We start from the raw sequence: 23,939 nt of genomic DNA, 5'->3' as shown, positions 1-23,939 counted from the left end.
AATCTTAGCTAGCCAATAGAGGTGTTCGGTGGGGAAAGTCATCGCCATTGCCAACCAAAAAGGGGGCGTGGGTAAAACTACGACCTGTGTCAACTTGGCAGCCTCCATGGCTGCAACCAAGCGCAAGGTACTGGTGATAGATCTGGATCCGCAAGGCAACGCCACTATGGCCAGCGGCATAGATAAATATCAGGTGCCTAACACCGCCTATGAGTTGTTAGTGGATCAAGTGCCCATCGAGCAAGTGGTTGAAAGAGAAACCAGCGGTGGCTATCACTTGGTGGCGGGCAATGGCGATGTGACCGCCGCCGAAATCAAGTTGATGGAAGTGTTTGCCCGCGAGACGCGACTGCGCACGGCACTGGCACCGGTGCGTGATTATTACGATTATATTTTTATCGACTGCCCCCCCTCGCTGAACCTGTTAACCGTGAACGCCATGTCTGCGGCGGATTCAGTATTGGTGCCCATGCAATGCGAGTATTTCGCGCTGGAAGGCTTAACCGCCTTGGTGGATACCATCAGTAAACTGGCGGCAGTGGTGAACCATGACTTAAAAATCGAGGGCATATTACGAACGATGTACGATCATCGTAATCGGCTTTCGAGTGATGTTTCTGATCAGCTTAAAACGCATTTTGGTGACAAGGTGTATCGCACCGTGATCCCGCGCAACGTGCGCCTGGCCGAGGCGCCGAGCTTTGGTCAGCCTGCCATGCATTACGATAAATCTTCTTTGGGTGCTAAAGCCTATTTGGCGCTGGCAGGAGAAATATTGCGCCGCGAAGAACTGTCTTTAGACTCTAATGAAACTTCGGAACAACTAGCATGAACATGAAACGACGGGGTTTGGGCAAAGGCTTGGATGCGCTACTTAGCACCAGCTCGGCGGCCAATGTGCGTCAACAGCAGGCCGACACGCATTCTCAACCCGATGCTCACGGTGAGCTGCAAAGTTTGGGGTTACATGAATTACGACCTGGTAAATACCAGCCGCGCCGCGATATGTCTCAGGTGGCACTGGAAGAACTGGCCACCTCAATTCGCCAACAAGGCATTATTCAGCCGATCATAGTGCGACCCATCAGTGAGGGCGGCTATGAAATCTTAGCCGGTGAGCGCCGCTGGCGAGCCGCACGCATGGCGGGGCTAAGCCAGGTGCCCTGCCTTATCAAAGACGTCGCCGACCAAGAAGCCATGGCCATTGGCCTAATAGAAAACATTCAGCGTGAAGACTTAAACGTGATCGAAGAATCGCGCGCTTTATCTCGTTTGATTGAAGAGTTTGGCTTTACTCATCTGTCGGTAGCCGAAGCCGTGGGCAAGAGTCGCAGTGCGGTTTCTAACCTTTTACGTTTGGCGCAATTAAACGACGAAGTGAAGCAATTGGTCGAACATGGCTCATTAGAAATGGGGCATGCCCGCGCTTTATTGGCCATTACCGGCGAGCAACAAACTGAATTAGCACGCTTTGTGGCGCAAAAAGGCCTCACAGTTCGTGAAACTGAGCGTTTGGTCAAACAAAGTCAAAACCCGAAAAAAGCGCCCCTTGAGCAACCCAGATCCTTGCTAATGAGCCAACTTGAGCAAGAAATTGGATCCAAACTCGGTGCTAAGGTAGAGATAAAGTCGACTAACAAAGACAAAGGTAAGCTAGTTATATCTTATAACTCTTTGAATGAGTTGGATAAAATCAGTCATTTCTTCGGGATTAATGACGAACTTGATCTGTAAGTTACTGGATGTAAACAAACAGTTAACATCCATGAGGAGTGGCTAAATGCCAGCAGTTAAGCTGTGAAAATAAGGGCTTACTGCAATTGCTTTTACGCCGAGCACGGGTATAATTTGACCTGCTTTTTGGGGGCTTAACTGACAACGCCTATCTATCTCGATATGTGTGGCCAATAAGCCCCTAACTGTATCAGGAGTTTTTGTGGAACAAATGAAGCAGTACCTGAGCGACAAGCAACTGGCGCTGGTGAGTTTGTGTTGTCAATTACTCTTGATTGTGGCCGTCGCTACCTTGTTTTTTTACTTACAGGGTGAGGCAGCCGCTCGTTCTGCCCTTTTGGGGGGCGGAATCTACTGGGTTCCCCAATGCTTGTTTAGCGTGCGTGTGTTTGCCTTTACGGCGAAGCAGGCAACGCCAAGCAGCGTGATGGCGGACTTTTACAGCGGGGCTGGGATTAAGTTTGGTAGCACTATCTTGCTGTTTACGATAGCGCTCAAGTTTATGGACGTGCTACACGCACCTCTGTTTGCTGCTTACATCACAGCATTGCTGATGCAGTGGATTGTTTCGTTCACTCTCAACAACCGTTACTAGGAAAACACATGGCTGCAACAGGAGATGTCTTAACTTCCCAAGATTATATCTCACACCACCTGACACATTTACAGGTTGGTTCGGGTTTTTGGGCGTTAAATATCGATTCTTTGCTTGTTTCCGTTGTCCTGGGAATGCTGTTCTTGTGGTTATTTCACAAGGTTGCTGTTCGTGCAACCAGTGGCGTACCCGGCAAGTTGCAATGTGCCGTTGAGCTGTTAGTGGGCTTTGTAGATACAGCCGTTAAAGACGTCTTCCATGGTAAAAGTAAGTTAGTGGCCCCGTTGGCGCTAACCATTTTTGTCTGGGTTTTCTTGATGAACGCAATGGACTTACTACCGGTCGACTTACTGCCTTATGGCGCACAATTGCTCGGTGTTCCTTACCTGAGGGTTGTTCCTTCCGCCGATGTTAACATCACCATGTCCATGGCATTTGGTGTGTTCTTTTTGATTATTTACTTCAGTATCAAAGAGAAAGGCGTGTCTGGCTTTGTTAAAGAGCTGACACTGCAACCACTAAACCATTGGTCAATGATCCCTGTTAACTTGGTGCTTGAGACCGTATCACTGATCGCTAAGCCTATCTCTTTAGGTTTGCGACTGTTCGGTAACATGTATGCGGGTGAGATGATCTTCATCTTGATCGCAGGCTTGTTGCCATGGTGGTCTCAATGGGCCCTTAATGTGCCTTGGGCGATTTTCCATATATTGATAATCACCTTGCAGGCTTTCATCTTCATGATCTTGTCCGTTGTTTACTTATCAATGGCGTCTGAAGAGCATTAATAATAAAAGATAACAATACTTTAACAAGCAGTCGTTAAACCGCTAATATTTGGAGAAATAAAAATGGAAATGATCTACATCGCTGCCGCCGTTATGTTGGGCTTCGCCGCTATCGCTGCATCTATCGGTATTTCTATGCTGGGTGGTAAGTTCATGGAAAGTGCTGCTCGCCAGCCTGACATGCTGCCAGCTTTGCGTACTAACTTCTTTATCGTAGTTGGCCTGGTTGACGCTATCCCAATGATCACTGTTGGTATGGCTTTGTACCTGATTTTCGCCGTTGCTGCTTAATGCCTCGGTCTGTTAATCAGTCTGTTAACTATTTTAAAGGAGAGTTGCGATGAATATGAACGCAACAATCCTCGGTCAAACGGTCGCCTTTATTGTCTTCGTTTGGTTTTGCATGAAGTTTGTATGGCCCCCGATTATGGGCGCCATTGAAGCTCGTCAGAAAGAAATCGCCGAAGGATTATCTTCAGCGGAGAATGCCAAGAAAGATTTGGCCCTGGCGAAAAATAATGCAGCCGAACAGTTAAAAGAAGCCAAGCTACAGTCTGCTCACATTGTTGAGTTGGCGAATAAGCGCAAGGCCCAGATCGTCGAGGATGCTACACGTGAAGCGCAAGCTGAACGTGAAAAAATTCTGACACAGGCTCAGGCTGAAGTTGAAGCCGAACGCAACCGTGTCAAAGAGGAACTGCGCAAGCAGGTTGCTGCTCTTGCCTTGGCGGGTGCAGAAAAAATCCTCGAGCGTCAAATTGATGCCGCTGCTAATAGCGACATTGTTGAGAAAGTAGTAGCTGAACTGTAAGGGACATAGAGCTATGGAAATGAAAACCATTGCTCGCCCCTATGCCAAAGCAGCTTTCGATTTTGCCGTTGAGAAAAAAGCGGTTGATAACTGGTTAACAATGCTGGGTTTTGCCGCACAAGTGGCAACCGACCCGCAAGTTGAAGACCTTATCAACAGCAATCTGAACGCGGAAAAGATGGCCGACTTGTTTTTGGCTGTCTGTGGCGATCAGCTCGATGAGCAAGGCCAGAACCTGATAAGGGTAATGGCCATAAACGGACGCTTGAGTGTGTTGCCAGCAGTGGTCTTAGAGTTTGCCGCACTGAAGGCAGAACAAGACCGGGAAGTAGAGGCCAATGTGGTTTCTGCCGCCAAACTGACTAAGCAACAAATGGCCAAGATTCAAGCCTCACTTGAAAAGCGCTTAGATCGCAAAGTGAAGCTGAATTGCAGTGTCGATAAAGCACTGATGGCCGGCATTATTATTACTGCCGGTGACTTAGTAATCGACGGAAGTGTTCGGGGCAGGCTGTCCCGCTTGGCTGAAACGCTGCAATCTTGATTGGGGAATAGAGCATGCAACTGAATTCAACTGAAATTGCCGAGCTGATTAAACAGCGTATCGAGCAATTCAACGTTGTCAGTGAAGCACGAAACGAAGGTACTATCGTCTCTGTAAGTGACGGTATTATCCGTGTTCACGGCCTTGCTGATATCATGCAAGGCGAAATGATCGAACTGCCAGGCGGCTTGTACGCTTTGGCATTGAACTTAGAGCGTGACTCCGTAGGTGCCGTGGTAATGGGTCCGTATACGGATCTGGCCGAAGGCATGAAGGTCCGTTCTACAGGTCGTATCTTGGAAGTTCCAGTAGGTCGTAACCTGCTGGGTCGTGTGGTTAACACCTTGGGTGAGCCCATCGACGGTAAAGGCGCCATTGTTGCCGATACCTTCTCTCCAGTAGAAATGATCGCACCGGGCGTAATCGACCGTCAATCGGTAGATGAGCCACTGCAAACTGGCTATAAAGCCGTTGATGCCATGATCCCTGTAGGTCGTGGTCAGCGTGAGCTGATCATCGGTGACCGTCAGGTTGGTAAAACTGCCTTAGCAGTTGATGCCATCATCAACCAGAAAGACTCTGGCGTTAAGTGTGTGTACGTGGCCATCGGCCAAAAAGCGTCCACCATCTCTAACGTAGTACGTAAGCTGGAAGAGCATGGCGCACTGGCCAATACTATCGTAGTAGTGGCTTCTGCTTCTGAGTCTGCAGCACTGCAGTACTTGGCGCCTTACTCCGGTTGCGCCATGGGTGAATTCTTCCGTGACCGCGGTGAAGATGCACTGATCGTATACGATGACCTGTCTAAACAGGCCGTTGCTTACCGTCAGATCTCACTGTTGCTGCGTCGTCCGCCAGGTCGTGAAGCTTACCCAGGTGACGTTTTCTACTTGCACTCCCGTCTGCTAGAGCGTGCCTCTCGCGTATCGGTTGAGTATGTAGAACGTTTCACCAAGGGTGAAGTGAAAGGCAAAACCGGTTCTTTGACCGCGTTGCCTATCATCGAAACTCAAGCCGGTGACGTATCTGCGTTTGTACCGACTAACGTAATTTCCATCACCGATGGTCAGATTTTCTTGACCACAGAGCTGTTTAACTCAGGCATTCGCCCTGCTGTTGATCCAGGTATCTCTGTATCTCGTGTTGGTGGTGCTGCACAAACTAAGCTGATCAAGAAACTGTCAGGTGGTATTCGTACTGCGTTGGCTCAGTATCGTGAACTGGCAGCCTTTGCTCAGTTCTCTTCCGACCTCGATGAAGCCACGCGCAAGCAGCTGAGCCACGGTCAGAAAGTAACTGAGTTGATGAAGCAGAAGCAATACCGTCCTATGTCAGTTGCTGAACAAGGCTTAGTACTGTTTGCTGCTGAACACGGCTATCTGGACAATGTTGAGCTAAACCTCATCACTACGTTCGAAGCTGCCCTGCTCGCTTACGCCGATTCAGAACATGCTGCCACCATGGCAGACATCAACCAGAAAGCCGACTACAACAAAGACGTTGTGGCTCAGCTGACTGCGTTGCTGGATAGCTTCAAGGCTACCCAGTCCTGGTAACCATGTGGCAGCGTTTGCTGCCACTTGAATTGGAGAAGCGACATGGCCGGCGCAAAAGAAATACGTAGCAAGATCGGGAGTGTTAAAAACACTCAGAAGATCACCAGCGCTATGGAGATGGTGGCCGCCTCGAAAATGCGCAGAGCGCAGGAACGAATGGTCCACAGCCGCCCATACGCTGAAACCATACGCAATGTGATCGGTAACGTCGCGCAAGGTAACTTGGAATACAAGCATCCTTACATGGACGACCGTGACGTTAAGCGCGTTGGTTTTATTATTATCTCAACCGATCGGGGCCTGTGTGGTGGCCTGAACACTAACCTGTTCAAACAAGCTCTCATGAACATGAAGGCTTGGTCCGATCAAGGTGCAGAAATTGATCTGGGCCTAATCGGTAGCAAGGCGGTCGGCTTTTTTAAACGCTATGGCGGTAAAGTCATTGCCTCAAAGAGCGGTTTGGGTGATAACCCATCGCTGTCTGAGTTGATTGGCTCCGTCACCGTGATGCTTGAAGCGTACAACACGGGTGAAATAGACAGACTGTATTTGGTGTACAACAAGTTTGAAAACACCATGATCCAGACACCCACGATCGATCAACTGTTGCCCTTACCCGCCGCGGAAGAAACGGTGGCCACCCACAGCTGGGATTATATTTACGAACCCGATCCTAAGTCTTTATTAGACAAGCTGTTGGTACGTTTTGTGGAAGCACAAGTGTATCAGGGCGTGGTAGAAAACCTCGCCAGTGAGCAGGCTGCACGTATGGTGGCAATGAAAGCCGCTACCGACAACGCCGGTGACATGATAGACGAGCTGCAATTGGTGTATAACAAAGCCCGTCAGGCTGCGATTACCCAAGAGCTAAGTGAGATTGTTGCTGGGGCCGGTGCCGTATAAAGGCAAGGGTATTCAAAGGTTTAGAGGATTCGACATGAGTAAGGGTATCATAGTCCAAATCATCGGCGCCGTAGTAGACGTGGAATTCCCGCAAGATGGAGTTCCTCGCGTTTATGAAGCGCTGAAGATCACGACTGAAGGCCAAAGCCAGGGCATCGTCCTGGAAGTGCAACAGCAAATTGGCGGCGGCGTTGTACGCTGTATCGTTATGGGTTCTTCCGACGGCTTGCGCCGTGGGCTAGAAATTGAGCGCACCAACAACCCAATCAAAGTACCAGTAGGTGTTTCGACGTTGGGTCGTATCATGGACGTGCTGGGTAACCCAATCGACGAGAAAGGTCCTATCGGTGAAGAAGAGCGTTGGTCTATCCACCGTTCAGCTCCTACCTACGAAGAGCAGTCAAACAGCTCTGAGTTGTTAGAGACCGGCATCAAGGTTATCGACTTGGTTTGTCCGTTCGCCAAAGGCGGTAAAGTAGGTCTGTTCGGTGGTGCCGGTGTAGGCAAAACCGTAAACATGATGGAACTTATCCGTAACATCGCCATCGAGCACAGTGGTTACTCTGTATTCGCCGGTGTGGGTGAGCGTACTCGTGAAGGTAACGACTTCTATCACGAGATGACTGATTCTAACGTTATCGATAAGGTATCGCTGGTATACGGTCAGATGAACGAGCCACCAGGAAACCGTTTGCGCGTAGCACTGACCGGTCTGACCATGGCGGAAAAATTCCGTGATGAAGGCCGTGACGTACTGTTCTTCGTAGATAATATCTATCGTTACACCTTGGCCGGTACTGAAGTATCTGCACTGCTGGGCCGTATGCCTTCCGCAGTAGGTTATCAGCCAACACTGGCTGAAGAGATGGGTATCCTGCAAGAGCGTATCACTTCAACCAAGACAGGTTCTATCACGTCTGTGCAGGCGGTATACGTACCTGCGGATGACTTGACGGATCCGTCACCTGCTACTACGTTTGCTCACTTAGATGCGACCGTAGTATTGAGCCGTCAGATTGCTGCTTTGGGTATCTACCCAGCCGTTGATCCGTTGGACTCAACCAGCCGTCAGCTGGATCCACAGGTTGTGGGTGAAGAGCATTACGCGGTAGCCCGTGGCGTTCAGACTGTGTTACAGCGTTATAAAGAGCTGAAAGACATCATCGCCATCTTAGGTATGGATGAGCTGTCAGAAGACGACAAGCAAACCGTATCTCGCGCCCGTAAAATCGAGCGTTTCCTGTCTCAGCCTTTCTTCGTGGCAGAAGTATTTACCGGTGCACCGGGCAAGTACGTGTCATTGAAAGATACCATTAGTGGTTTTAAAGGTATTTTAGACGGTGATTACGACTCGTTGCCAGAGCAGGCGTTCTACATGGTTGGTTCAATCGACGAAGCCGTCGAGAAAGCCAAGAAGCTGTAAGCCGCGAAGGAGAACCTGATGAGCAATTTTCGCTTTCATCTCGACATTGTCAGTGCCGAAGAGTCTTTATTCTCTGGCATTGTGCAAGCGGTCACGGTTTCCGGCTCTGAGGGTGAATTGGGGATCCGTTACGGACATGCCCCCTTGTTGACATCGATTCGTCCAGGCCTAGTGCAATATGTCACTGAGTCTGGTCAACAAGAAGTTCTGTATGTTTCTGGCGGTATGTTGGAAGTACAGAACAGCAGTGTCAAAGTATTAGCCGACACTGCTATTCGCGCCGAAGATCTGGACTTAGCCAAGGCTGAAGAAGCCAAACGAGCGGCAGAAGCTAAGTTGCAAAGTTCCTCTCATGATGTGAACTATGCCGAAGCGGCCGCCGATCTGGCTCGCGCCATGGCACAACTGCGCGTGTTGCGGTTGCTGAAAAGATAACGTGCGTATTACTCGCGCGTAAAAAAGCGACCTTAGGGTCGCTTTTTTTTTACAAAAAAACCAAAATGGCTTAAATCAAGTGAGGCGAGAGGTGTGAAGCGTAAGGTGGAGAGCCTGCCGCGTATTTACACCTCACTCCTCACTATTTACGCCTCACATAAGGTAATAAATCCAATGACAACACAGGCTGTGATCTTAGCGGCGGGTAAAGGCACCCGTATGCGTTCTTCTTTACCTAAGGTGCTGCATCCGGTGGCAAACCGTCCCATGGTGAGCCATGTGATAGCGGCAGCTCAAGCCTGTGCGGTAGACGGCATTCACTTGGTATATGGCCACGGTGCCGAGCAATTAAAAGCGCGTATTACTAACGCAGATTTAAGCTGGGTGCATCAGGCAGAACAGCTAGGCACCGGCCATGCGGTGGCAGTGGCATTACCTGAAATTGCCGATAACGATAATGTATTAGTGCTCTATGGCGATACGCCGTTATTACAGCCAGATACCTTAAAGGCGCTGTTGACCGCCAAGCCAGTGGGCGGCGTGGGCCTGTTAACGGTAAAGTTGGATAACCCCAGCGGTTACGGTCGTATCGTGCGCGAGCATGGCAAGGTAGTAGGCATAGTTGAGCAGAAAGATGCTAACGCCGAGCAGTTGCTGATTAACGAAGTGAATACCGGCGTGCTGGTTGCCGAAGCAGGTTTATTAAAGCGCTGGTTGGCTGCCTTGAATAACAATAACTCCCAGGGTGAATATTACCTGACCGATATCTTCGCCATGGCCCATCAAGACGGCTGTGAAATTGCCACCGTGCACCCTGCCAGCACCGCCGAGGTGGAAGGTGCCAACGACCGAGTACAGCTGGCCGGTTTAGAGCGTGCTTATCAAAAAATGCAGGCAGAGCGCTTAATGCGTGATGGCGTGACCTTGCTGGACCCAGCTCGTTTCGACTTACGCGGTGAGCTAACGGTGGGTGAAGAAGTGACCATAGATGTGAACGTCATTATCGAAGGTAAGGTAACTTTAGGTAACCGCGTGGTTATTGGTGCCGGCGCCATCCTGAAAGACTGCGTGATTGGTGATGATGCCGTGATTAAGCCCTATTCCATTATCGAACAAGCCGAGTTAGGCCGTGCCAGCTCTGCCGGCCCGTTTGCGCGTTTACGCCCAGGTGCGGTATTAAGTGCAGATGCTCACGTGGGTAACTTCGTGGAAATCAAAAACACCCGCCTCGGCAAAGGCTCCAAAGCTGGGCATTTAAGCTACTTAGGTGATGCCGAAATTGGCGACGGTGTGAATATTGGTGCCGGCACCATTACCTGTAACTACGATGGCGTAAACAAGTTTCAAACTATCATCGAAGACGGCGTGTTCGTCGGTTCCGATACTCAGCTTGTGGCTCCAGTGCGTATCGGTAAAAACGCCACCTTGGGTGCGGGTTCAACCGTCACCAAAGACGTGGCTGAAAATGAGCTGGTGATCACCCGCGTCCCCCAGCGCCATATTAAGAACTGGCCAAGACCCGTGAAGAAATAGCTTAAAAGCAGCCATACGCTTTACGCGATACGCTGTATGTGAAACATAAAAAACGCGGCTGTGAATTTCACCGCCGCGTTTTTTATGTACTAGCAGTGTTCGCCTACCAGTGAAAGCCCAAAAGCGAGATCCTGCTGTGCAGGCTTTCGCGGCTAAAGCGCGCGACTACATTCGTGTAGTATCTGAATATCGACGCCGCTGGTTTGGCTCTTACCCATTCCTGATTACCCATAATGATCAGCCATATCTCAATAGTTATTAATGAACAAATTCAATAACTTACAGAGTGACTCACGCCTATTCTCTTGTAGGAGCCAATTTATTCGGCTCGGTTTTATGTTTTGGTTTAAATCTAAACCTCAGTAACAGCCAGCAAAGCTGGCCAGCCGAATGAATTGGCTGCTACAAAACCCAGACCATTTGACCTTGGAGCCAGACCGGCAGCTACAAAAGAACAAACTGAAACAGGGCGCATAATAGCTGAGGTTCATAAGTAATCAGGTACCCATTAAGGTATCTTTCAGAGCTGATCCCTATTTTTCCGTGTTCTTCCGTGGCAAAAGTGTTTTGGTGTGATGTTTAAATAGTTCCACCTGCGGCGTAATGCGAGAGCAAGCGTTCGCCTACAAAATACCTGTTTGTCTTTAGCTAGGCGCTTGGTGCTGGGCGCTCGGCGCTGCTCTTATTCCAAATGCCCAATAATCACATCCATCAGCTCGTTGGTGATGTCTGTTTGTCGCACGTAGTTTAGCTCGCCTTTTACTTCTTCTAAACGCTCATCCACCGATTGCTCAGCTTGTTGCATTAGCGCCAGCCGCGCGGCATTTTCGGTGACCATGGCTTCTGCGGCGGCGCCAAAGATGCTGGCAAATAAGTAATTACGCAGCAGTGCCGACAATAAGGTGTCGGGCGGCAAATTGTAATCCGGTAAGGATCGCGAATCCCAGCGTTTTGGCCGAGCTAATAAGCTGGGATCCAATGGCAATAACGCCTGAATATGCGGATCCCGCAGATGATGCTCGGCTCTTTGAGTAAAGGCTAAGCCGACTGCCGTGCTATTGACGGTAGAGCTATGTAAACCCTTAGCCTGACTAAAGGCTTCGATACGTGTCACTAGCTCGGTGGCCAGCCGGCCAATGCCATCGGCGGAAGCGGGCGGCAGCAGCACGGCCTCGGGAATTAAGCCTCGTGCTTGTAAGGCATCGCTCATTTGCGCGCCCACGCACAATAAGGTGAGCGGCTGCGGCTTATGTTTAAGATCTAGCTCATGTTTAAGGCCCTGCTCAATCTCAATAGCATATTGATGCACCTGCTCGGCCAGCAGTTCATTGTAGCCGCCACATAAGCCGTGATCCGAGCCAAAGACCACCAACAGTTGTTGGCTAATTTGCGTCGTTGAACTTTGCAAAGGGCCGGTCTGTAAGGGTCCGGTGCGATAAGCAAAGGCGGCAAAGCCTTGCACTAAGGTGTGTCGATATTCAGCAATCGCTTGTGCCGCTTGCTCGTAGGGGCTGGCATTAATCGCCGACAGCGTCTTCATGGTGTGCACTATGCTGCGAATACTGGTCAGCGTAGCCTGTTGTCGAGTGAGAAACTCCAGCGTCTGCGCCATTATTCACTCCTTTTAGTGGTCAGGCAGGTTGGCTGGTCTATATCCGTGCCCGCTGCCGCCTCATTACTCTCAATACGCATCTGCTCAACCACGGCTCGGGCCATGGCCAGGATCCCTTGATGATGGTGTTCGTCGAGGGCTTGATTGGCCGCCACGCGTTGCGCCACCTCCGGTAATTGTTGCAATGCCGTCCTGCGTACTTGCTGCATGGCGGCACTGGCGACAGTTTCACTTAAGCTATCAAACACCCCAGCCATGGCAGAAATTAGCACGGCTAATTGCTCCAGCACCGATTGCGGATCCCGCTCCGCTTGGCGCAAGGAGTTACGCACCGCCGCGCCACGGGTTAAGCGCGCCTTGGTGGCATCGTCTAAGCGGGTACCAAAGCGGGCAAAGTCTTCTAACTCTTCAAACTGCGACAAGGTGACCCGTAAGTTACCGGCCACGCCTCTGAGTGCCGGCTCTTGCGCCTTACCGCCGACTCGTGACACCGATAAGCCCAAGTCCACCGCCGGAAACTGGTTTTTACGCACTAAGCGTGGCGAGAGATAGATTTGACCATCGGTAATGGAGATCAAGTTAGTGGGGATATAAGCCGATAAGTTTTCGGCTTGAGTTTCTACTACCGGTAACGCGGTAATGGAGCCGCCACCCGCCTCTTGGGTGAACTGTCCGGCGCGCTCCAGTAAGCGAGCATGCACATAAAAGATATCGCCAGGAAAGGCTTCACGACCCGGTGGGCGACGTAGCAAGAGTGATAGCTCGCGGTAGGCCCGAGCATGGTGGGTCATATCATCGAAGATAATCAGTACATCTTTGCCCTGCTGACAAAAGTGCTCGGCCATGGTCATGGCCGCATAGGGAGCTATGTAAGCCAAGCCCGGCGCTTCTTCATCACCGGCGGCCATAACTATACTGCGCGCCAGCATATTGCCCTGCTCAAGGGCACGGATCACGCGCGCTACCGCATCGCCGCGCTGGCCAATGGCACAATAAATACAGACCACGTCGGTATTGGCCTGATTAAGAATGGCATCCACTGCGAGTGAGGTTTTACCGGTTTGGCGGTCACCAATAATTAGCTGGCGCTGGCCCATGCCCACCGGAATGGCCGCATCGATGGCGGTCATACCACTCGCCAAGGGCCGTGCGATGGCCGAACGGCTTAAAATACCCGGCGCTTGCGCTTCTATAGGCTGTATTAATGTGGTGGCAATGTTGCCTAAGCCATCTTTTGGTCGGCCCATGGCATCCACTACTCGGCCTAACAAGGCGCTGCCTACCGGCACACTCACTACTTTGCGCGTGCGCCGTACCGGTTCGCCTAAATTGATCAACTCCGAGGGGCCTAATAAAATTACGCCTAAGCGGTCGGGCTCAAGATCCAGCACTATACCCAGCACACCACAGTCAAACAGCAATAATTCGTCTGCAAGTGCGCGCGCCAGTCCAGAAACGATAGCGATACCATCGCCCACTTCGCTTACCTTGCCCACTTCGGTGATCACCGGTGCTGGCGTGGGCACGTCGGCCAAGCTATCGAGCCAGTGAGCAAACTGTGCATCATCCTCTTTGCTAGATAAGTGGCTAGATACGGCGTCAGATAAGTTATTAGTTAACGTTGAAGAATTATTCATGGCGTTTACTTAACTGGTTTTCCAGTTCATCGGTGTAACTATCCAGAGTCCAGGCCACTTGCGCGCCGCCCACCCGCAGTATTAAACCGGCCGCTTGTTCGGCGTCGGAGATAAAGCTTAAGGTAAGTTGCGGCAGCAGTTGTTTAAGATCGGTGCGTAATTGGTCTTGATCGGTCAAGCTCAAGGGCTCGCGGGTGCAGGCTTGCGCTTGGTCTGTATCGCCAGCCGCATCAATTAAGTCGCTGGCCAAGGGCGCCAGCCGCTTGCCCACATGGCGCACGATAGCGGCTTCCAGACTTTCATCTGCCAAGTCATGTAAGGCCTTACGGGTGAGCGTTAACAACGCCTGTTCGCCATTACGCTGCAATTGTTGGCTAAACTTTGCGCGCTCGGCGCTTAAAAAGCGCTGCCAGTCTTGTTGTTCTTGCTCAAGCTTGGCGCGTGCCTCGCTTAATAAGGCATCTCGTTGTGCCTTGGTATTATTTAGTGCATCGGTAACCAGCAGTTCTTTATCTTCATGTAACTGTGCTTGCTGGCGCTGGTACTCTGCCTTAACGGTGTTAGCTTGTTGCTCGGCAATGCCCGCTTCGGCCATGCGTTTGGCAATCTCGGCTTCTCGGGCATCTATGCCATCGAGGATAGGCCGATAAAGAAAGCGTTTTAGCAGCCAGACTAACAGTAAAAAGTTAGCCATTTGCGCTAGTACGGTGATCCAATCAATGGACATCTTGTTACCTTACTAATTAAAAAAGTTAGCCGCCTGTGGTGACCTTTACCGCATCCCAAAACGGGTTGGCGAAAATCAAAATCATCGCCACTACGAAACAATAAATGGCGGTAGACTCAATCATTGCCAAACTCACAAACAAGGTGCGCGATAAGGTAGGCGCGGCATCCGGTTGTTGAGCGATGGCGGCAATGGCCGACGCTGCCGCTCGGCCTTCACCCAGTGCTGGGCCAATGGAGCCGATGGCCACCGTAATACCGGCGGTGAAGATAGAAACACAAGCAATGGCAATAATAGCGATATCTGTCATAAGGAGTCCTGTTGCAAAGGTTTGGTTGATTTTTCGGTAGCAGAAGAAATATAAACGGTCGCCAAAATGGCAAAAATGTACGCTTGAATAAGCCCGGTCAGTAAGCCCAGCATGTCCATCAGTACCGGAAAGAAAAACGGCGCTATGCTGAGCAAAATAGCCACTATCACGCCGCCACTCATCACGTTGCCATAAAGGCGCACCGCCAAAGAAATACCACGGGAAAATTCGCCGATTATATTAAACGGCAGCATCACGATAGAGGGCTGAATAAAGGTTTTCAGGTAGTGTTTAACGCCATTACTGGCGATGCCGAATAGCGGCACCGCCAACAACACCGACAGCGATAACGCCATAGTGGTGGATAAAGACGAGGTCGGTGGCTTAAAGCCCGGCACTACAGTCAGCAAGTTAGAGACGGCAATAAACAAGAATAAGGTGCCGGCAAAGTACAACACGTGACGCGCCGACTTTAAGCTGATCTCTTCAATCTGACCTTGAATAGTCTTTACTATCACCTCTAATAAGGTGCGCCAGCGATTGGGCGGCACATCGGGTCGTAAGTTACGAGTTACCAACCAAGATGCGACCACCAACAGCGCCATCACCAGCCAGGTATTGACGATAGTGGCATTCACCGCCCAACTGCCGAGGGTGAACATAAGCGTATCATCCGGTGTCATCTGCATAAGATTTTCCTTTGCATCAATTATTGCCTCGCATCTAGGATTCCTTTATCTGTGGTTGCCGCCAAGATGGCGCGTCGAGCGCGACGTATCGACACTGCGCGCACCACAAAAAAGGCCAATACATAACCGAACAAGGGCCATAAGCTGGCGCTCACTGCCGCCAACGCAAAACCCACACCCAATAACAACGCCATGCGTAATACAAAGCTCATTAATAAGGTGCGGGCGGGGTGCGGTGCGTCAAGTGCCTGGGTGATGCCATAATTTAGGCCCCAAAAAAAGCTCGTGCTTACCGCTATACCCAGTGCTAAACCCAGTATTAACTCCAGCGCTATGCCCAGCTCCAATAGTGGCCAGTTCGCTATCATCATGGCTGATCCTTAGGTGACTTTTGGTGTTGTTTGCTGTCTTCTTTATTAATCCAATTCCAAGCGATAATGCCGCCGATCATAATGCCACCCAAGATCAGCGCCATCGGCCATGAAAAAGACTGCGGCGCGACCTTATCCAGCCACACCCCTAAAAAGGCACCACCCACCGTGGGCACGGCTATGGACCAGCCAATAATGCCGAAGGTACTAAAGCCGTGTAGTGGGCTTAAGTTTTTGCTGCTGCGCGCTTGCTGAGTGCGCTGGGCACTGCGGCGCATGGCTTCGGCGGCTTTATCTTGTTCTTTTTTAGGCTTGTTCATCATTCTTTACTCATAGCTGGTTGCATACCGTTCTTACTTATAAAGAAGGTTTTCGCAAGTCACCGAAGCGACGCACTATATTGGCCTCTAAGCGCGATAAGGCAGAGCGCGCCACCCTTTCCTCTTCATCGACGGCGAAGAAGTGAGTGTTCACTAATTCATTGATGGCTGCGAGTGACTCACCTTGTAGCCCACGTTGGATGGCGATATGCACGCGATGGTCTTTCTTCACTAAGATGCCCTCATCGACCGCAAAAAAGAGCTCACCGCCGGTTTCATCGGTGACGATCAGTATCGAGGGCACCAAGGCGGTCACAAAATCTGTATGGTTAACCAATAGTGTAAAGGCGCCATTGTGGGCGGTGGCAAATACCTTACGGGCCGTGCCGGAAAATAAGGCGCGGGTGGGCAGGCGCAGCTCAACCTGCAATAGTGTTACCTGCCCTGTCGCTACGCCCTGTTCTTTCACTAACCCCTGCTCTGCCTGCTGACTCATACTCACACCTTTTGCTCCAACCCTGCCGGTTTCAAGTCGGCCAGTGAACCTATCATGTAGTAATCCATTTCATTATCGTCGAACTGAGTTTGGTTTAAGATGGTTTCACAGCCCGCCAAGGTCTCGCTAATCGACACCCGCTTACCGCCGGTGCCGGTGAAAGAGCCGGTAGTGAAAAATGGCTGGGTTAAGAACCGCTCTAAGCGCCGTGCGCGCGCTACTACGGCGCGATCGCTGGCGGATAACTCTTCCATGCCGAGCATGGCAATAATATCGCGCAGCTCTTCATATTCCGCCAAGGTGCGGCGCACCGCGCGGGCAATATCATAATGGCGCTGGCCTACTACGGCGGGCGTGAGCATCACAGACGCCGATGCCAGTGGATCTACCGCCGGATATAAGCCTTCACTGGCGCGTTTACGAGACAACACCACGGAAGCGGAAAGATGCGAGAAAATATGCGCGGCAGCGGGATCGGTAAAGTCATCGGCCGGCACATACACCGCCTGAATAGAGGTAATGGCCGCCTTGTTGGTAGAGGTAATGCGCTCTTGCAGTGACGCCAACTCGGTGGCCAACGTCGGTTGATAGCCTACGCGCGAGGGCATGCGGCCTAATAAGCCGGACACTTCAGAGCCCGCTTGCACAAAACGAAACACATTATCTATAAGCAGCAGTACGTCTTGCTGTTGCACATCTCGAAAGTACTCGGCCATAGTGAGTGCAGACTTACCCACCAAGAAGCGCACTCCTGGCGCTTCATTCATCTGGCCAAACAGCATCACGGTTTTATCGCGCACCCCGGCCTCGCCCATTTCACGATATAACTCTTCTGCTTCTCGTGAACGCTCGCCAATGCCACAAAACAAACTCACCCCTTGATAATGCTGCACCGTATTATTAATCAGCTCGGTAATTAATACGGTTTTGCCCACGCCGGCGCCGCCAAAGAGGCCGGTTTTGCCGCCGCGCTCGATGGGCGATAGCAGGTCGATGGCTTTAATGCCGGTTTCTAATATTTCACTGTGCACCACCCGATCCGCTAATGGCGGGGGGTCTTGATGAATGGAGCGCCGCTCGGCGCCTTCAATGGCGGGTTTATTATCGATGGGCTCACCAAACACATTGAGCATACGGCCTAATACTGCATCTCCTACCGGCACCTGAATCGGCGCGCCTGTGGCGACTACTGGCATCCCTAAACCTAAGCCTTGCACGCTGCTTAATGACATACAGCGCACCACGCCGTTATCAAGCAATGACGCCACTTCCATGGGAATTCTTTCTGTAGTGCCGTCGCCGGCATACAGCAAGTCATGAATACGAGGCGCAATATCAGAAAAGTGCACATCCACTACGCCGCCACGAATTTTGATGACTTGGCCACTGTTAGTTTGTGTGAGATTAGGCTGCGTTAGCTCTGACTGTACTGAGCTTGGTTGCGAATGAGGAGTGCTTAAAACCGACATTATGATGGCCTTCTTAAACATCTAACTACTTAATTAAACTAGGTAAAATCCTAGGTTAGGAGTGTGAGTATAGCGTAAATTAGGGACTTATAATTTACGCTAGATCATGAACTACTCCATCTTATCTGGCTCAGAGTCTAGGCTAGCTTACAGCGCCTTAATCCGTATTTTATTTACTATTGCATAGTGAAGGTTGCAGCCGTGCTTTCATCTTAAAGCGCTAGCGGTATTAACACTTGCTCCGTTATCTTTTGATCTGCTAGTATTTTGTTTCGATTCGAAACTTAAAGCATACATGTCGAAACCAAAAATCCACACTGCTAAGCCGAGCGCTCACGTTGCTAAGCCTAATACTCAGCAGCGTCGCCATACTATAATTGCGCTGTTAAACGAGCAGGGTGAAGTGACGGTAGACGAGTTAGCCCAACGCTTTGCCACCTCCGAAGTGACCATTCGTAAAGATTTAACTGCACTGGAGAACAACGGCCTCTTACTGCGCCGTTATGGGGGTGCCGTGCTGGTGCCCAGTGACATGGTCGCCGAGCGCATCAACGAGCCGATATCTCCACAAAAACAGGCCTTAGCCAAAGCTGCCGCCGAGCGTATTCGCGATCATAATCGCATTATTATCGACAGCGGCAGCACTACTGCTGCTTTGCTGGGTGAGCTGGCTCACAAGCGTGGCTTGGTAGTGATGACTAACTCACTAATGGTCGCCAATGCGTTGCGTGAGTTAGAGCCTGAACCCACTTTATTGATGACAGGCGGCACTTGGGATGCCTCTTCTGAGTCCTTTCAAGGACAGGTAGCCGAACAGGTACTACGCTCTTATGATTTCGATCAGTTGTTTATTGGTGCTGACAGTATCGATCTGGAGCGTGGCACGACGACTTTTAACGAGCTAACCGGGTTATCTCGGGTGATGGCTGAGGTAGCGCGAGAAGTGGTGGTGATGGTGGAGTCAGATAAAATTGGCCGCAAGATCCCCAACCTTGAACTGCCTTGGTGCGCTATTCATACCCTAGTGACTGATAGTGGTATTTCGGCCGAGCAGCAACAACATCTAGAACAAAAGGGTATTAACTTAGTTATTGCCCCTAAATCTTAAGGAATTATCTATGTGCGGAATTGTAGGGGCAGTAGCCCAGCGTGATGTGGCAGAAATCTTAGTAGAAGGGCTGCGCCGTCTTGAATATCGCGGTTACGACTCGGCGGGCGTGGCCATCATTCAAGCCTCTGGCCAATTAGGCCGCTTGCGTGAGCTTGGCAAGGTACAAGCATTGGCCAGCGCACTCGAAGCACAGCCGCTAGCCGGTGGTACGGGTATTGCCCATACCCGTTGGGCGACTCATGGCGAGCCTTCACAACGTAACGCGCACCCTCATGTGTCTGGTGATATTGTCGTGGTACATAACGGCATCATCGAAAACCATGAAAGCTTGCGGGCTGAACTGCAAGGCAAAGGCTACGAATTTAGCTCAGATACCGATACCGAAGTGATTGCTCACTTAGTGCATTATCATCGTCAAGAGTGCGACTCTTTGCTGGCGGCATTACAAACCACAGTTAAAGAGCTGCGTGGCGCCTACGGCACTGTATTGATGGACGCGCGCGATCCCTCTTGCTTAGTGGTGGCACGCTCCGGTTCACCTTTGGTGATTGGTTTAGGATTAGGCGAGAATTTTATCGCTTCGGATCAGCTAGCGCTATTGCCGGTGACCCGTCGCTTCCTATTTTTAGAGGAAGGCGACGTAGCCGAAGTAACACGTCGTGAAGTGCGCGTCTTTGATACTCATGGCAATCCCGTTATGCGTGATGAGCTAGAGTCTGACGTGACTCATGATGCCGGCGACAAAGGCGAATATCGCCATCATATGCTGAAAGAAATCTACGAGCAGCCCAAGGCCATCACCGATACCCTAGAAGGTCGCATCACCGAATCGGCGGTAGTAGTGGATTCTTTCGGTAATGGTGCTCGTGATATCTTCGAAAAAGTCGAGCATATACAGCTGATTGCCTGCGGCACCTCCTACCATGCGGGCATGGTGGCCCGTTACTGGTTTGAAGCCTTGGCTGGCATTTCGTGTGATATTGAAATTGCGTCTGAGTTTCGCTATCGCAAGTCGGTAGTACGGCCAAATAGCCTGCTGATCACCTTGTCACAAAGTGGTGAAACTGCGGATACCTTAGCGGCACTGCGGTTAGCTAAACAATCGGGCTTTATGAGCAGCTTGGCCATTTGTAACGTACCGGGCTCTTCTTTAGTGCGCGAATCGGACTTGGCCTTTATGACACGAGCCGGTGCCGAAATAGGTGTGGCCTCGACCAAAGCGTTTACTACGCAACTGGCGGGATTACTGATGCTGGTCACTGCGGTAGGGCGCTGTCGCGGCTACATGACGGCGGATACTGAAAGCGAGCTGGTGCAATCTTTACGCGCTTTGCCCGGCCATTTGCTTGATACTTTGAAACTGGCTGCTGATATAGAAGTGTTGGCTGAAGAATTTTCCGAGAAAGAGCACAGTTTGTTTCTGGGCCGCGGCGAGCAGTATCCGATTGCCATGGAAGGTGCACTTAAGCTAAAAGAAATTTCTTATATTCACGCAGAAGCCTATGCTGCCGGTGAGCTTAAGCACGGGCCGCTGGCGCTGATTGACGCAGATATGCCAATCATTGTGGTGGCACCGAATAATGACTTATTGGAAAAGCTAAAGTCGAACGTCGAAGAAGTGCGGGCTCGAGGCGGACAATTGTATGTGTTTGCAGACGAACAAGCGGACTTTAAAGGCGATGCCAGCATGCGCGTCATCCAAGTGCCTCATGTGCCTATGGCTATCGCACCCATAGTCTATACGCTTCCACTGCAATTACTGTCTTATTATGTAGCGCTTATTAAAGGCACAGATGTAGACCAGCCAAGAAATCTAGCTAAATCAGTGACGGTAGAATAACGCTATCATTTTAACTCTGCCTACTTATATTAAAGTAGGCAGAGTTTTATAAATTAAACTTACCCGATTAATTATTGCCTTAACTGGGCAGACTTTATGGTTAAGAAAAAGTAGGTCGCTATAAATAGTAGTATTAGCACTAACGCCAGTAGTAGATGATAAAAATAGGCATGTGCTAATTGTTCCGACATCGATTTATCTGCTATCAATAATAATTGTAACTTGCTCGCCTCGCCATTAATCAGTAACGGTTGGCGACTAAAGTAATGATCTGCAACTTTACCTCGACTCAAATTACTGGCTATCGCCTGCTCAAAAATAGTCTGTTCAATCTTACCCGTATTAAAGGTAGGGCCCACGGGTTGGTCATCAATCAGTAATTTTAAACTTTTATTCGTGGCCCCTTGGCTGAGTAAACTGATCAAGGTCAGGTTGTCGTTTAGGACCAAACCACCAAATAAGCTGCCCGCTATCAGACCAGAGTCTGCAGATAAAATAGGATAGCGCTGTATTATAGCAATTAAGGGGGCGGGCTCAGGAATGAGCTCTATGCTAGACCACTTGTTAAAATAAGGCGTATCAACGATGAGTACATTTAAATGATTGCCCAGTAAATACAGTGGTGAATTTAGATTGGTCCAGTATTGATTTTGGCGTGTTAATAGTAATAAATCTAAATACTCACCATAACTATGACTCAAGGTGTTTTGCAGTATTTTTTTAGCAGCAGGCCTATCTCCTTTAACCAAGATATTGGCTAATGCTGGGTTTTCCGCGGTACTGGTCAGTAACGTATTTAGGCCGGTCAGATAACTGTCTAAACGACTCTGTGCTCTATCGTGTGCCTCTTGCATTTGATAATTGATACTGTCATTGACGATGCGGGTAGTGGACTGCCATGCCAATAATAAAAAACTGCCAGCCAGTAAAAACAATAGCGGCAAGAGAAAATGTAAGGCCAGCTTCAACATAGCTTGCTGGCGTCGGCGATTAGTTTGAGTAACGGAAAGCATAATCTTTGAGACGCTCCAGTTCGGCTTTGGGAGTTTGTCGGTCGATGACGGCAAAATCTCCACTGTAAACTTGTGGGATCAAATTGTTCTTTCCAACTTGATCAAGACGTATGGCTTCCGCTATGGCCACTCCATTATCATCATTCATCCGCATCACGGTCAGATCTAGGCTGCCCGCCGCTAAGGCATCGAGTTCAGCGCTGCCGCCTCCCCAACCATTAAGAATAACTTTGCCTGCTTTATTTAACTGTTTTAACGCGGCTGCCGCACCTAAGGCAATATCTGTGGTGCAGGCATAAATAAGATTAATATTCGGCTTAGCTTTTAAAGTTTGCAGTACCGCCTGCTTGGCTTTTTCAGCACTCACGTCCGTGTAAAACGCTTGGCTCAGATTCATGTAAGGTTCATTGGCGTTTAAATGAATGAATTCATCGCCCCTGGCTTCACTAACGTAACCGCGCGTACCGTAGAGCATCAAATAATTAGCTTGGCTGCTGGTCAGCTCTTTGATCTTCTTATTTAATAAGCGCGTGCCGTCTTTGTGATCAAAGCCGACGTAAAAGAAAGGCTGCCGGTTGCGTAAGTGCTTCAACGGCGTAGTGATGTTCATTAAAATAATTTTGGGTCGATCGCGAGTCATTAATTTATCGATCAGCACCCCTTGACGCTGTGAGTTCAAGGTTAAAATTAGATAGTCAGGATCACTGAGTAAAGCATTGGCCAGTTGTTGCTCTTGCTCTCGGTGGGCAGTGGCAGGTAAGGAAGCATAGCTGTGTAAATTAAAAGGTACGCCTATCTCAGCTAACCTTTTGCTCAAGCTTTGTTGGTTACGCAACCAGTAATCCGATACCTGTTGATCGGGGGTGAGCATTATAATACTGACCGGTTTAGCTAAAGGCGCTTGCAACGGCACGGCGGGCTGCCGCACTCGGTTAGCAAATTGCTGGGATAACGGCTGTTGTGCCGGAAACAGGGTTAAGTACTCTTGCAGCGACCAATACTCTGAACTGTTTGCCCACACTTGGTTGGGCAGCTGTAACAACAGCCACAGGCCTGCGAGCCCTAGTTTTTTGGTTAACATACTTAATGACCCATTGACTAAGTGATGGAGCGAAAACAGCTAATCTGTGCTCAAGAATGAAATAATCCAAGTCTAGCTCGTGCAGCATGGCCGCAAGTTTTTATACTTTTTACGCCTTTTTACGCCTTTTTTGCCAACTGATTAAAACAGCGATTTAGCTGCTGTGAAATAGCATACATAATGATACCTTGAGCTGCTGGTATAACTGGCCTTTTTCCTTACTTTTATCGGTGTAGCACTATGACGTTGTTTGAGAACCTCTTGATCTTAATCTTGCTGGTGGCGATTAGTTCATTCTTTTCCATATCTGAAATTGCCCTGGCGGCTTCTCGCAAGATAAAACTCAGGATGATGGCCAGTGACGGCGATCTGAATGCTGCTAAGGTACTCCTGCTGCAAGAGCAACCGGGTAATTTCTTTACAGTGGTGCAAATCGGCTTAAACGCAGTGGCCATCTTAGGCGGTATCTTAGGGGAAGCGGCGTTTACGCCCTTTTTGACCGACTTGCTAAAAACATTCTTTGTTGGCGCTTGGATTGAGAAAACCGCCTTCTTTATGTCCTTCTTTGTCGTGACGTCGCTTTTTATCTTATTTGCCGACCTAATGCCTAAGCGATTAGCCATGATAGCGCCGGAGCGAATAGCCGTGTCTGTCGTGCGTCCCATGGCGTTTTGTCTGGTGGCACTTAGGCCTTTGGTGTGGCTGTTTAATGGTTTGGCAAATCTGTTCTTCCGCTTATTTAAAGTGCCCACCATGCGCAAGGACGAGATCACGCCAGAAGACATCATCGCCATGATGGAAGCGGGCGCGCAGGCCGGCGTGTTGCAAGAGCAAGAACATCACCTGATCGAAAACGTGTTCGATATGGAATCACGTACTGTCACCTCGGCCATGACTGGCCGTGAGAGTCTGATTTATTTCACACTAATAGAAAGCCAAGA

General features: G+C 50.0%; 26 protein-coding genes (1 of these 26 cut by a window edge). 15 read left to right on the top strand and 11 right to left on the bottom strand.

Features of this window, described 5'->3' with window-relative positions; translation table 11 throughout:
- Positions 1–28 precede the first annotated feature (28 nt).
- From R0134_RS15620 to glmU, 12 genes are all read left to right on the top strand, one after another.
- Complete coding sequence (locus tag R0134_RS15620; protein WP_087035970.1) at positions 29–832, top strand: ParA family protein; 804 nt, start codon at positions 29–31, stop codon at positions 830–832.
- Complete coding sequence (locus R0134_RS15615) at positions 829–1,734, top strand: ParB/RepB/Spo0J family partition protein (RefSeq protein WP_319782855.1); 906 nt, start codon at positions 829–831, stop codon at positions 1,732–1,734. The genes R0134_RS15620 and R0134_RS15615 overlap by 4 nt, the downstream gene beginning before the upstream one ends.
- A gap of 211 nt (positions 1,735–1,945) precedes the next feature.
- On the top strand, positions 1,946–2,329 hold the full coding sequence (locus R0134_RS15610; protein WP_319784393.1) for an ATP synthase subunit I: 384 nt from the start codon (positions 1,946–1,948) through the stop codon (positions 2,327–2,329).
- Positions 2,330–2,337: 8 nt separating this feature from the next.
- Positions 2,338–3,117 carry a F0F1 ATP synthase subunit A gene (gene atpB / locus R0134_RS15605; protein WP_319782854.1) on the top strand — a complete coding sequence of 260 codons (780 nt, stop codon included), beginning with the start codon at positions 2,338–2,340 and terminating at the stop codon, positions 3,115–3,117.
- A 63-nt stretch (positions 3,118–3,180) separates the two neighbouring features.
- Positions 3,181–3,408: a F0F1 ATP synthase subunit C gene (atpE, locus tag R0134_RS15600; protein WP_087035980.1), complete on the top strand. Its 228-nt coding sequence runs from the start codon at positions 3,181–3,183 to the stop codon at positions 3,406–3,408.
- A 49-nt stretch (positions 3,409–3,457) separates the two neighbouring features.
- Entirely contained in the window at positions 3,458–3,928 is a 471-nt protein-coding gene (gene atpF / locus R0134_RS15595) for a F0F1 ATP synthase subunit B (RefSeq protein ID WP_319782853.1), read from the top strand.
- A 13-nt stretch (positions 3,929–3,941) separates the two neighbouring features.
- Positions 3,942–4,472, top strand: coding sequence for a F0F1 ATP synthase subunit delta (gene atpH, locus R0134_RS15590; protein ID WP_319782852.1), 531 nt, complete (start codon positions 3,942–3,944; stop codon positions 4,470–4,472).
- Positions 4,473–4,486: 14 nt separating this feature from the next.
- Positions 4,487–6,028 carry a F0F1 ATP synthase subunit alpha gene (atpA, locus tag R0134_RS15585; protein WP_319782851.1) on the top strand — a complete coding sequence of 514 codons (1,542 nt, stop codon included), beginning with the start codon at positions 4,487–4,489 and terminating at the stop codon, positions 6,026–6,028.
- Positions 6,029–6,070: 42 nt separating this feature from the next.
- Positions 6,071–6,931 carry a F0F1 ATP synthase subunit gamma gene (gene atpG, locus R0134_RS15580; protein WP_319782850.1) on the top strand — a complete coding sequence of 287 codons (861 nt, stop codon included), beginning with the start codon at positions 6,071–6,073 and terminating at the stop codon, positions 6,929–6,931.
- Positions 6,932–6,965: 34 nt separating this feature from the next.
- Positions 6,966–8,354, top strand: a complete 1,389-nt coding sequence (atpD, locus tag R0134_RS15575; protein ID WP_319782849.1) for a F0F1 ATP synthase subunit beta — start codon at positions 6,966–6,968, stop codon at positions 8,352–8,354.
- Between the two features lie 18 nt (positions 8,355–8,372).
- Entirely contained in the window at positions 8,373–8,789 is a 417-nt protein-coding gene (locus R0134_RS15570) for a F0F1 ATP synthase subunit epsilon (RefSeq protein WP_319782848.1), read from the top strand.
- A 174-nt stretch (positions 8,790–8,963) separates the two neighbouring features.
- A complete protein-coding gene (gene glmU, locus R0134_RS15565) occupies positions 8,964–10,322 on the top strand; it encodes a bifunctional UDP-N-acetylglucosamine diphosphorylase/glucosamine-1-phosphate N-acetyltransferase GlmU (RefSeq protein ID WP_319782847.1) in 1,359 nt (452 codons plus the stop codon).
- Positions 10,323–11,004: 682 nt separating this feature from the next.
- Here glmU and R0134_RS15560 read toward each other — a convergent pair.
- From R0134_RS15560 to atpD (R0134_RS15520), 9 genes are read right to left on the bottom strand one after another with little or no spacing between them, the layout of a single operon-like run.
- A complete protein-coding gene (locus R0134_RS15560) occupies positions 11,005–11,934 on the bottom strand; it encodes a FoF1 ATP synthase subunit gamma (RefSeq protein WP_319782846.1) in 930 nt (309 codons plus the stop codon).
- A complete protein-coding gene (locus R0134_RS15555; protein ID WP_319782845.1) occupies positions 11,934–13,571 on the bottom strand; it encodes a F0F1 ATP synthase subunit alpha in 1,638 nt (545 codons plus the stop codon). The genes R0134_RS15560 and R0134_RS15555 overlap by 1 nt, the downstream gene beginning before the upstream one ends.
- Complete coding sequence (locus R0134_RS15550) at positions 13,564–14,298, bottom strand: hypothetical protein (protein WP_319782844.1); 735 nt, start codon at positions 14,296–14,298, stop codon at positions 13,564–13,566. The genes R0134_RS15555 and R0134_RS15550 overlap by 8 nt, the downstream gene beginning before the upstream one ends.
- A gap of 25 nt (positions 14,299–14,323) precedes the next feature.
- Positions 14,324–14,608, bottom strand: a complete 285-nt coding sequence (locus R0134_RS15545; protein ID WP_319782843.1) for a F0F1 ATP synthase subunit C — start codon at positions 14,606–14,608, stop codon at positions 14,324–14,326.
- Positions 14,605–15,297, bottom strand: a complete 693-nt coding sequence (locus tag R0134_RS15540) for a F0F1 ATP synthase subunit A (RefSeq protein WP_319782842.1) — start codon at positions 15,295–15,297, stop codon at positions 14,605–14,607. Before R0134_RS15540 ends, R0134_RS15545 begins: the two co-directional genes overlap by 4 nt.
- 20 nt (positions 15,298–15,317) lie before the next feature.
- Positions 15,318–15,668 (bottom strand): ATP synthase subunit I, encoded by a 351-nt coding sequence (locus R0134_RS15535; RefSeq protein ID WP_319782841.1) that lies wholly within the window; start codon positions 15,666–15,668, stop codon positions 15,318–15,320.
- Positions 15,665–15,991, bottom strand: coding sequence for an AtpZ/AtpI family protein (locus R0134_RS15530; protein ID WP_319782840.1), 327 nt, complete (start codon positions 15,989–15,991; stop codon positions 15,665–15,667). Before R0134_RS15530 ends, R0134_RS15535 begins: the two co-directional genes overlap by 4 nt.
- Before the next feature lie 34 nt (positions 15,992–16,025).
- Positions 16,026–16,484: a F0F1 ATP synthase subunit epsilon gene (locus R0134_RS15525; protein ID WP_319782839.1), complete on the bottom strand. Its 459-nt coding sequence runs from the start codon at positions 16,482–16,484 to the stop codon at positions 16,026–16,028.
- 2 nt (positions 16,485–16,486) lie between these two features.
- Positions 16,487–17,953: a F0F1 ATP synthase subunit beta gene (gene atpD / locus R0134_RS15520; protein ID WP_319782838.1), complete on the bottom strand. Its 1,467-nt coding sequence runs from the start codon at positions 17,951–17,953 to the stop codon at positions 16,487–16,489.
- 295 nt (positions 17,954–18,248) lie between these two features.
- Between atpD (R0134_RS15520) and R0134_RS15515 the strand changes: the two genes are divergently transcribed.
- Positions 18,249–19,061, top strand: coding sequence for a DeoR/GlpR family DNA-binding transcription regulator (locus R0134_RS15515; RefSeq protein WP_319782837.1), 813 nt, complete (start codon positions 18,249–18,251; stop codon positions 19,059–19,061).
- Positions 19,062–19,071: 10 nt separating this feature from the next.
- Positions 19,072–20,904: a glutamine--fructose-6-phosphate transaminase (isomerizing) gene (gene glmS / locus R0134_RS15510; RefSeq protein WP_319782836.1), complete on the top strand. Its 1,833-nt coding sequence runs from the start codon at positions 19,072–19,074 to the stop codon at positions 20,902–20,904.
- Positions 20,905–20,975: 71 nt separating this feature from the next.
- On the opposite strand, the gene R0134_RS15505 is transcribed toward glmS, so the two are convergent.
- The gene (locus R0134_RS15505; protein WP_319782835.1) at positions 20,976–21,917 is read right to left on the bottom strand and encodes a LuxQ periplasmic sensor domain-containing protein; all 942 of its coding nucleotides are present in this window, start codon (positions 21,915–21,917) and stop codon (positions 20,976–20,978) included.
- Entirely contained in the window at positions 21,895–22,998 is a 1,104-nt protein-coding gene (locus R0134_RS15500) for a substrate-binding domain-containing protein (protein WP_319782834.1), read from the bottom strand. The genes R0134_RS15505 and R0134_RS15500 overlap by 23 nt, the downstream gene beginning before the upstream one ends.
- A gap of 240 nt (positions 22,999–23,238) precedes the next feature.
- Between R0134_RS15500 and R0134_RS15495 the strand changes: the two genes are divergently transcribed.
- Positions 23,239–23,939, top strand: partial view of a hemolysin family protein gene (locus R0134_RS15495; protein WP_319782833.1) — the 5' portion only. 616 nt of this gene lie beyond the right edge of the window; only the first 701 of its 1,317 coding nucleotides appear in the window; the start codon lies at positions 23,239–23,241; its stop codon lies beyond the right edge, outside the window.

It is taken from the genome of Oceanisphaera sp. IT1-181 (assembly GCF_033807535.1).
In the GTDB taxonomy this organism is placed as follows: Bacteria; Pseudomonadota; Gammaproteobacteria; order Enterobacterales; family Aeromonadaceae; genus Oceanimonas.
Note: the sequence above shows the minus strand (reverse complement) of the source record. Positions and strands in the feature narration are given on the sequence as shown.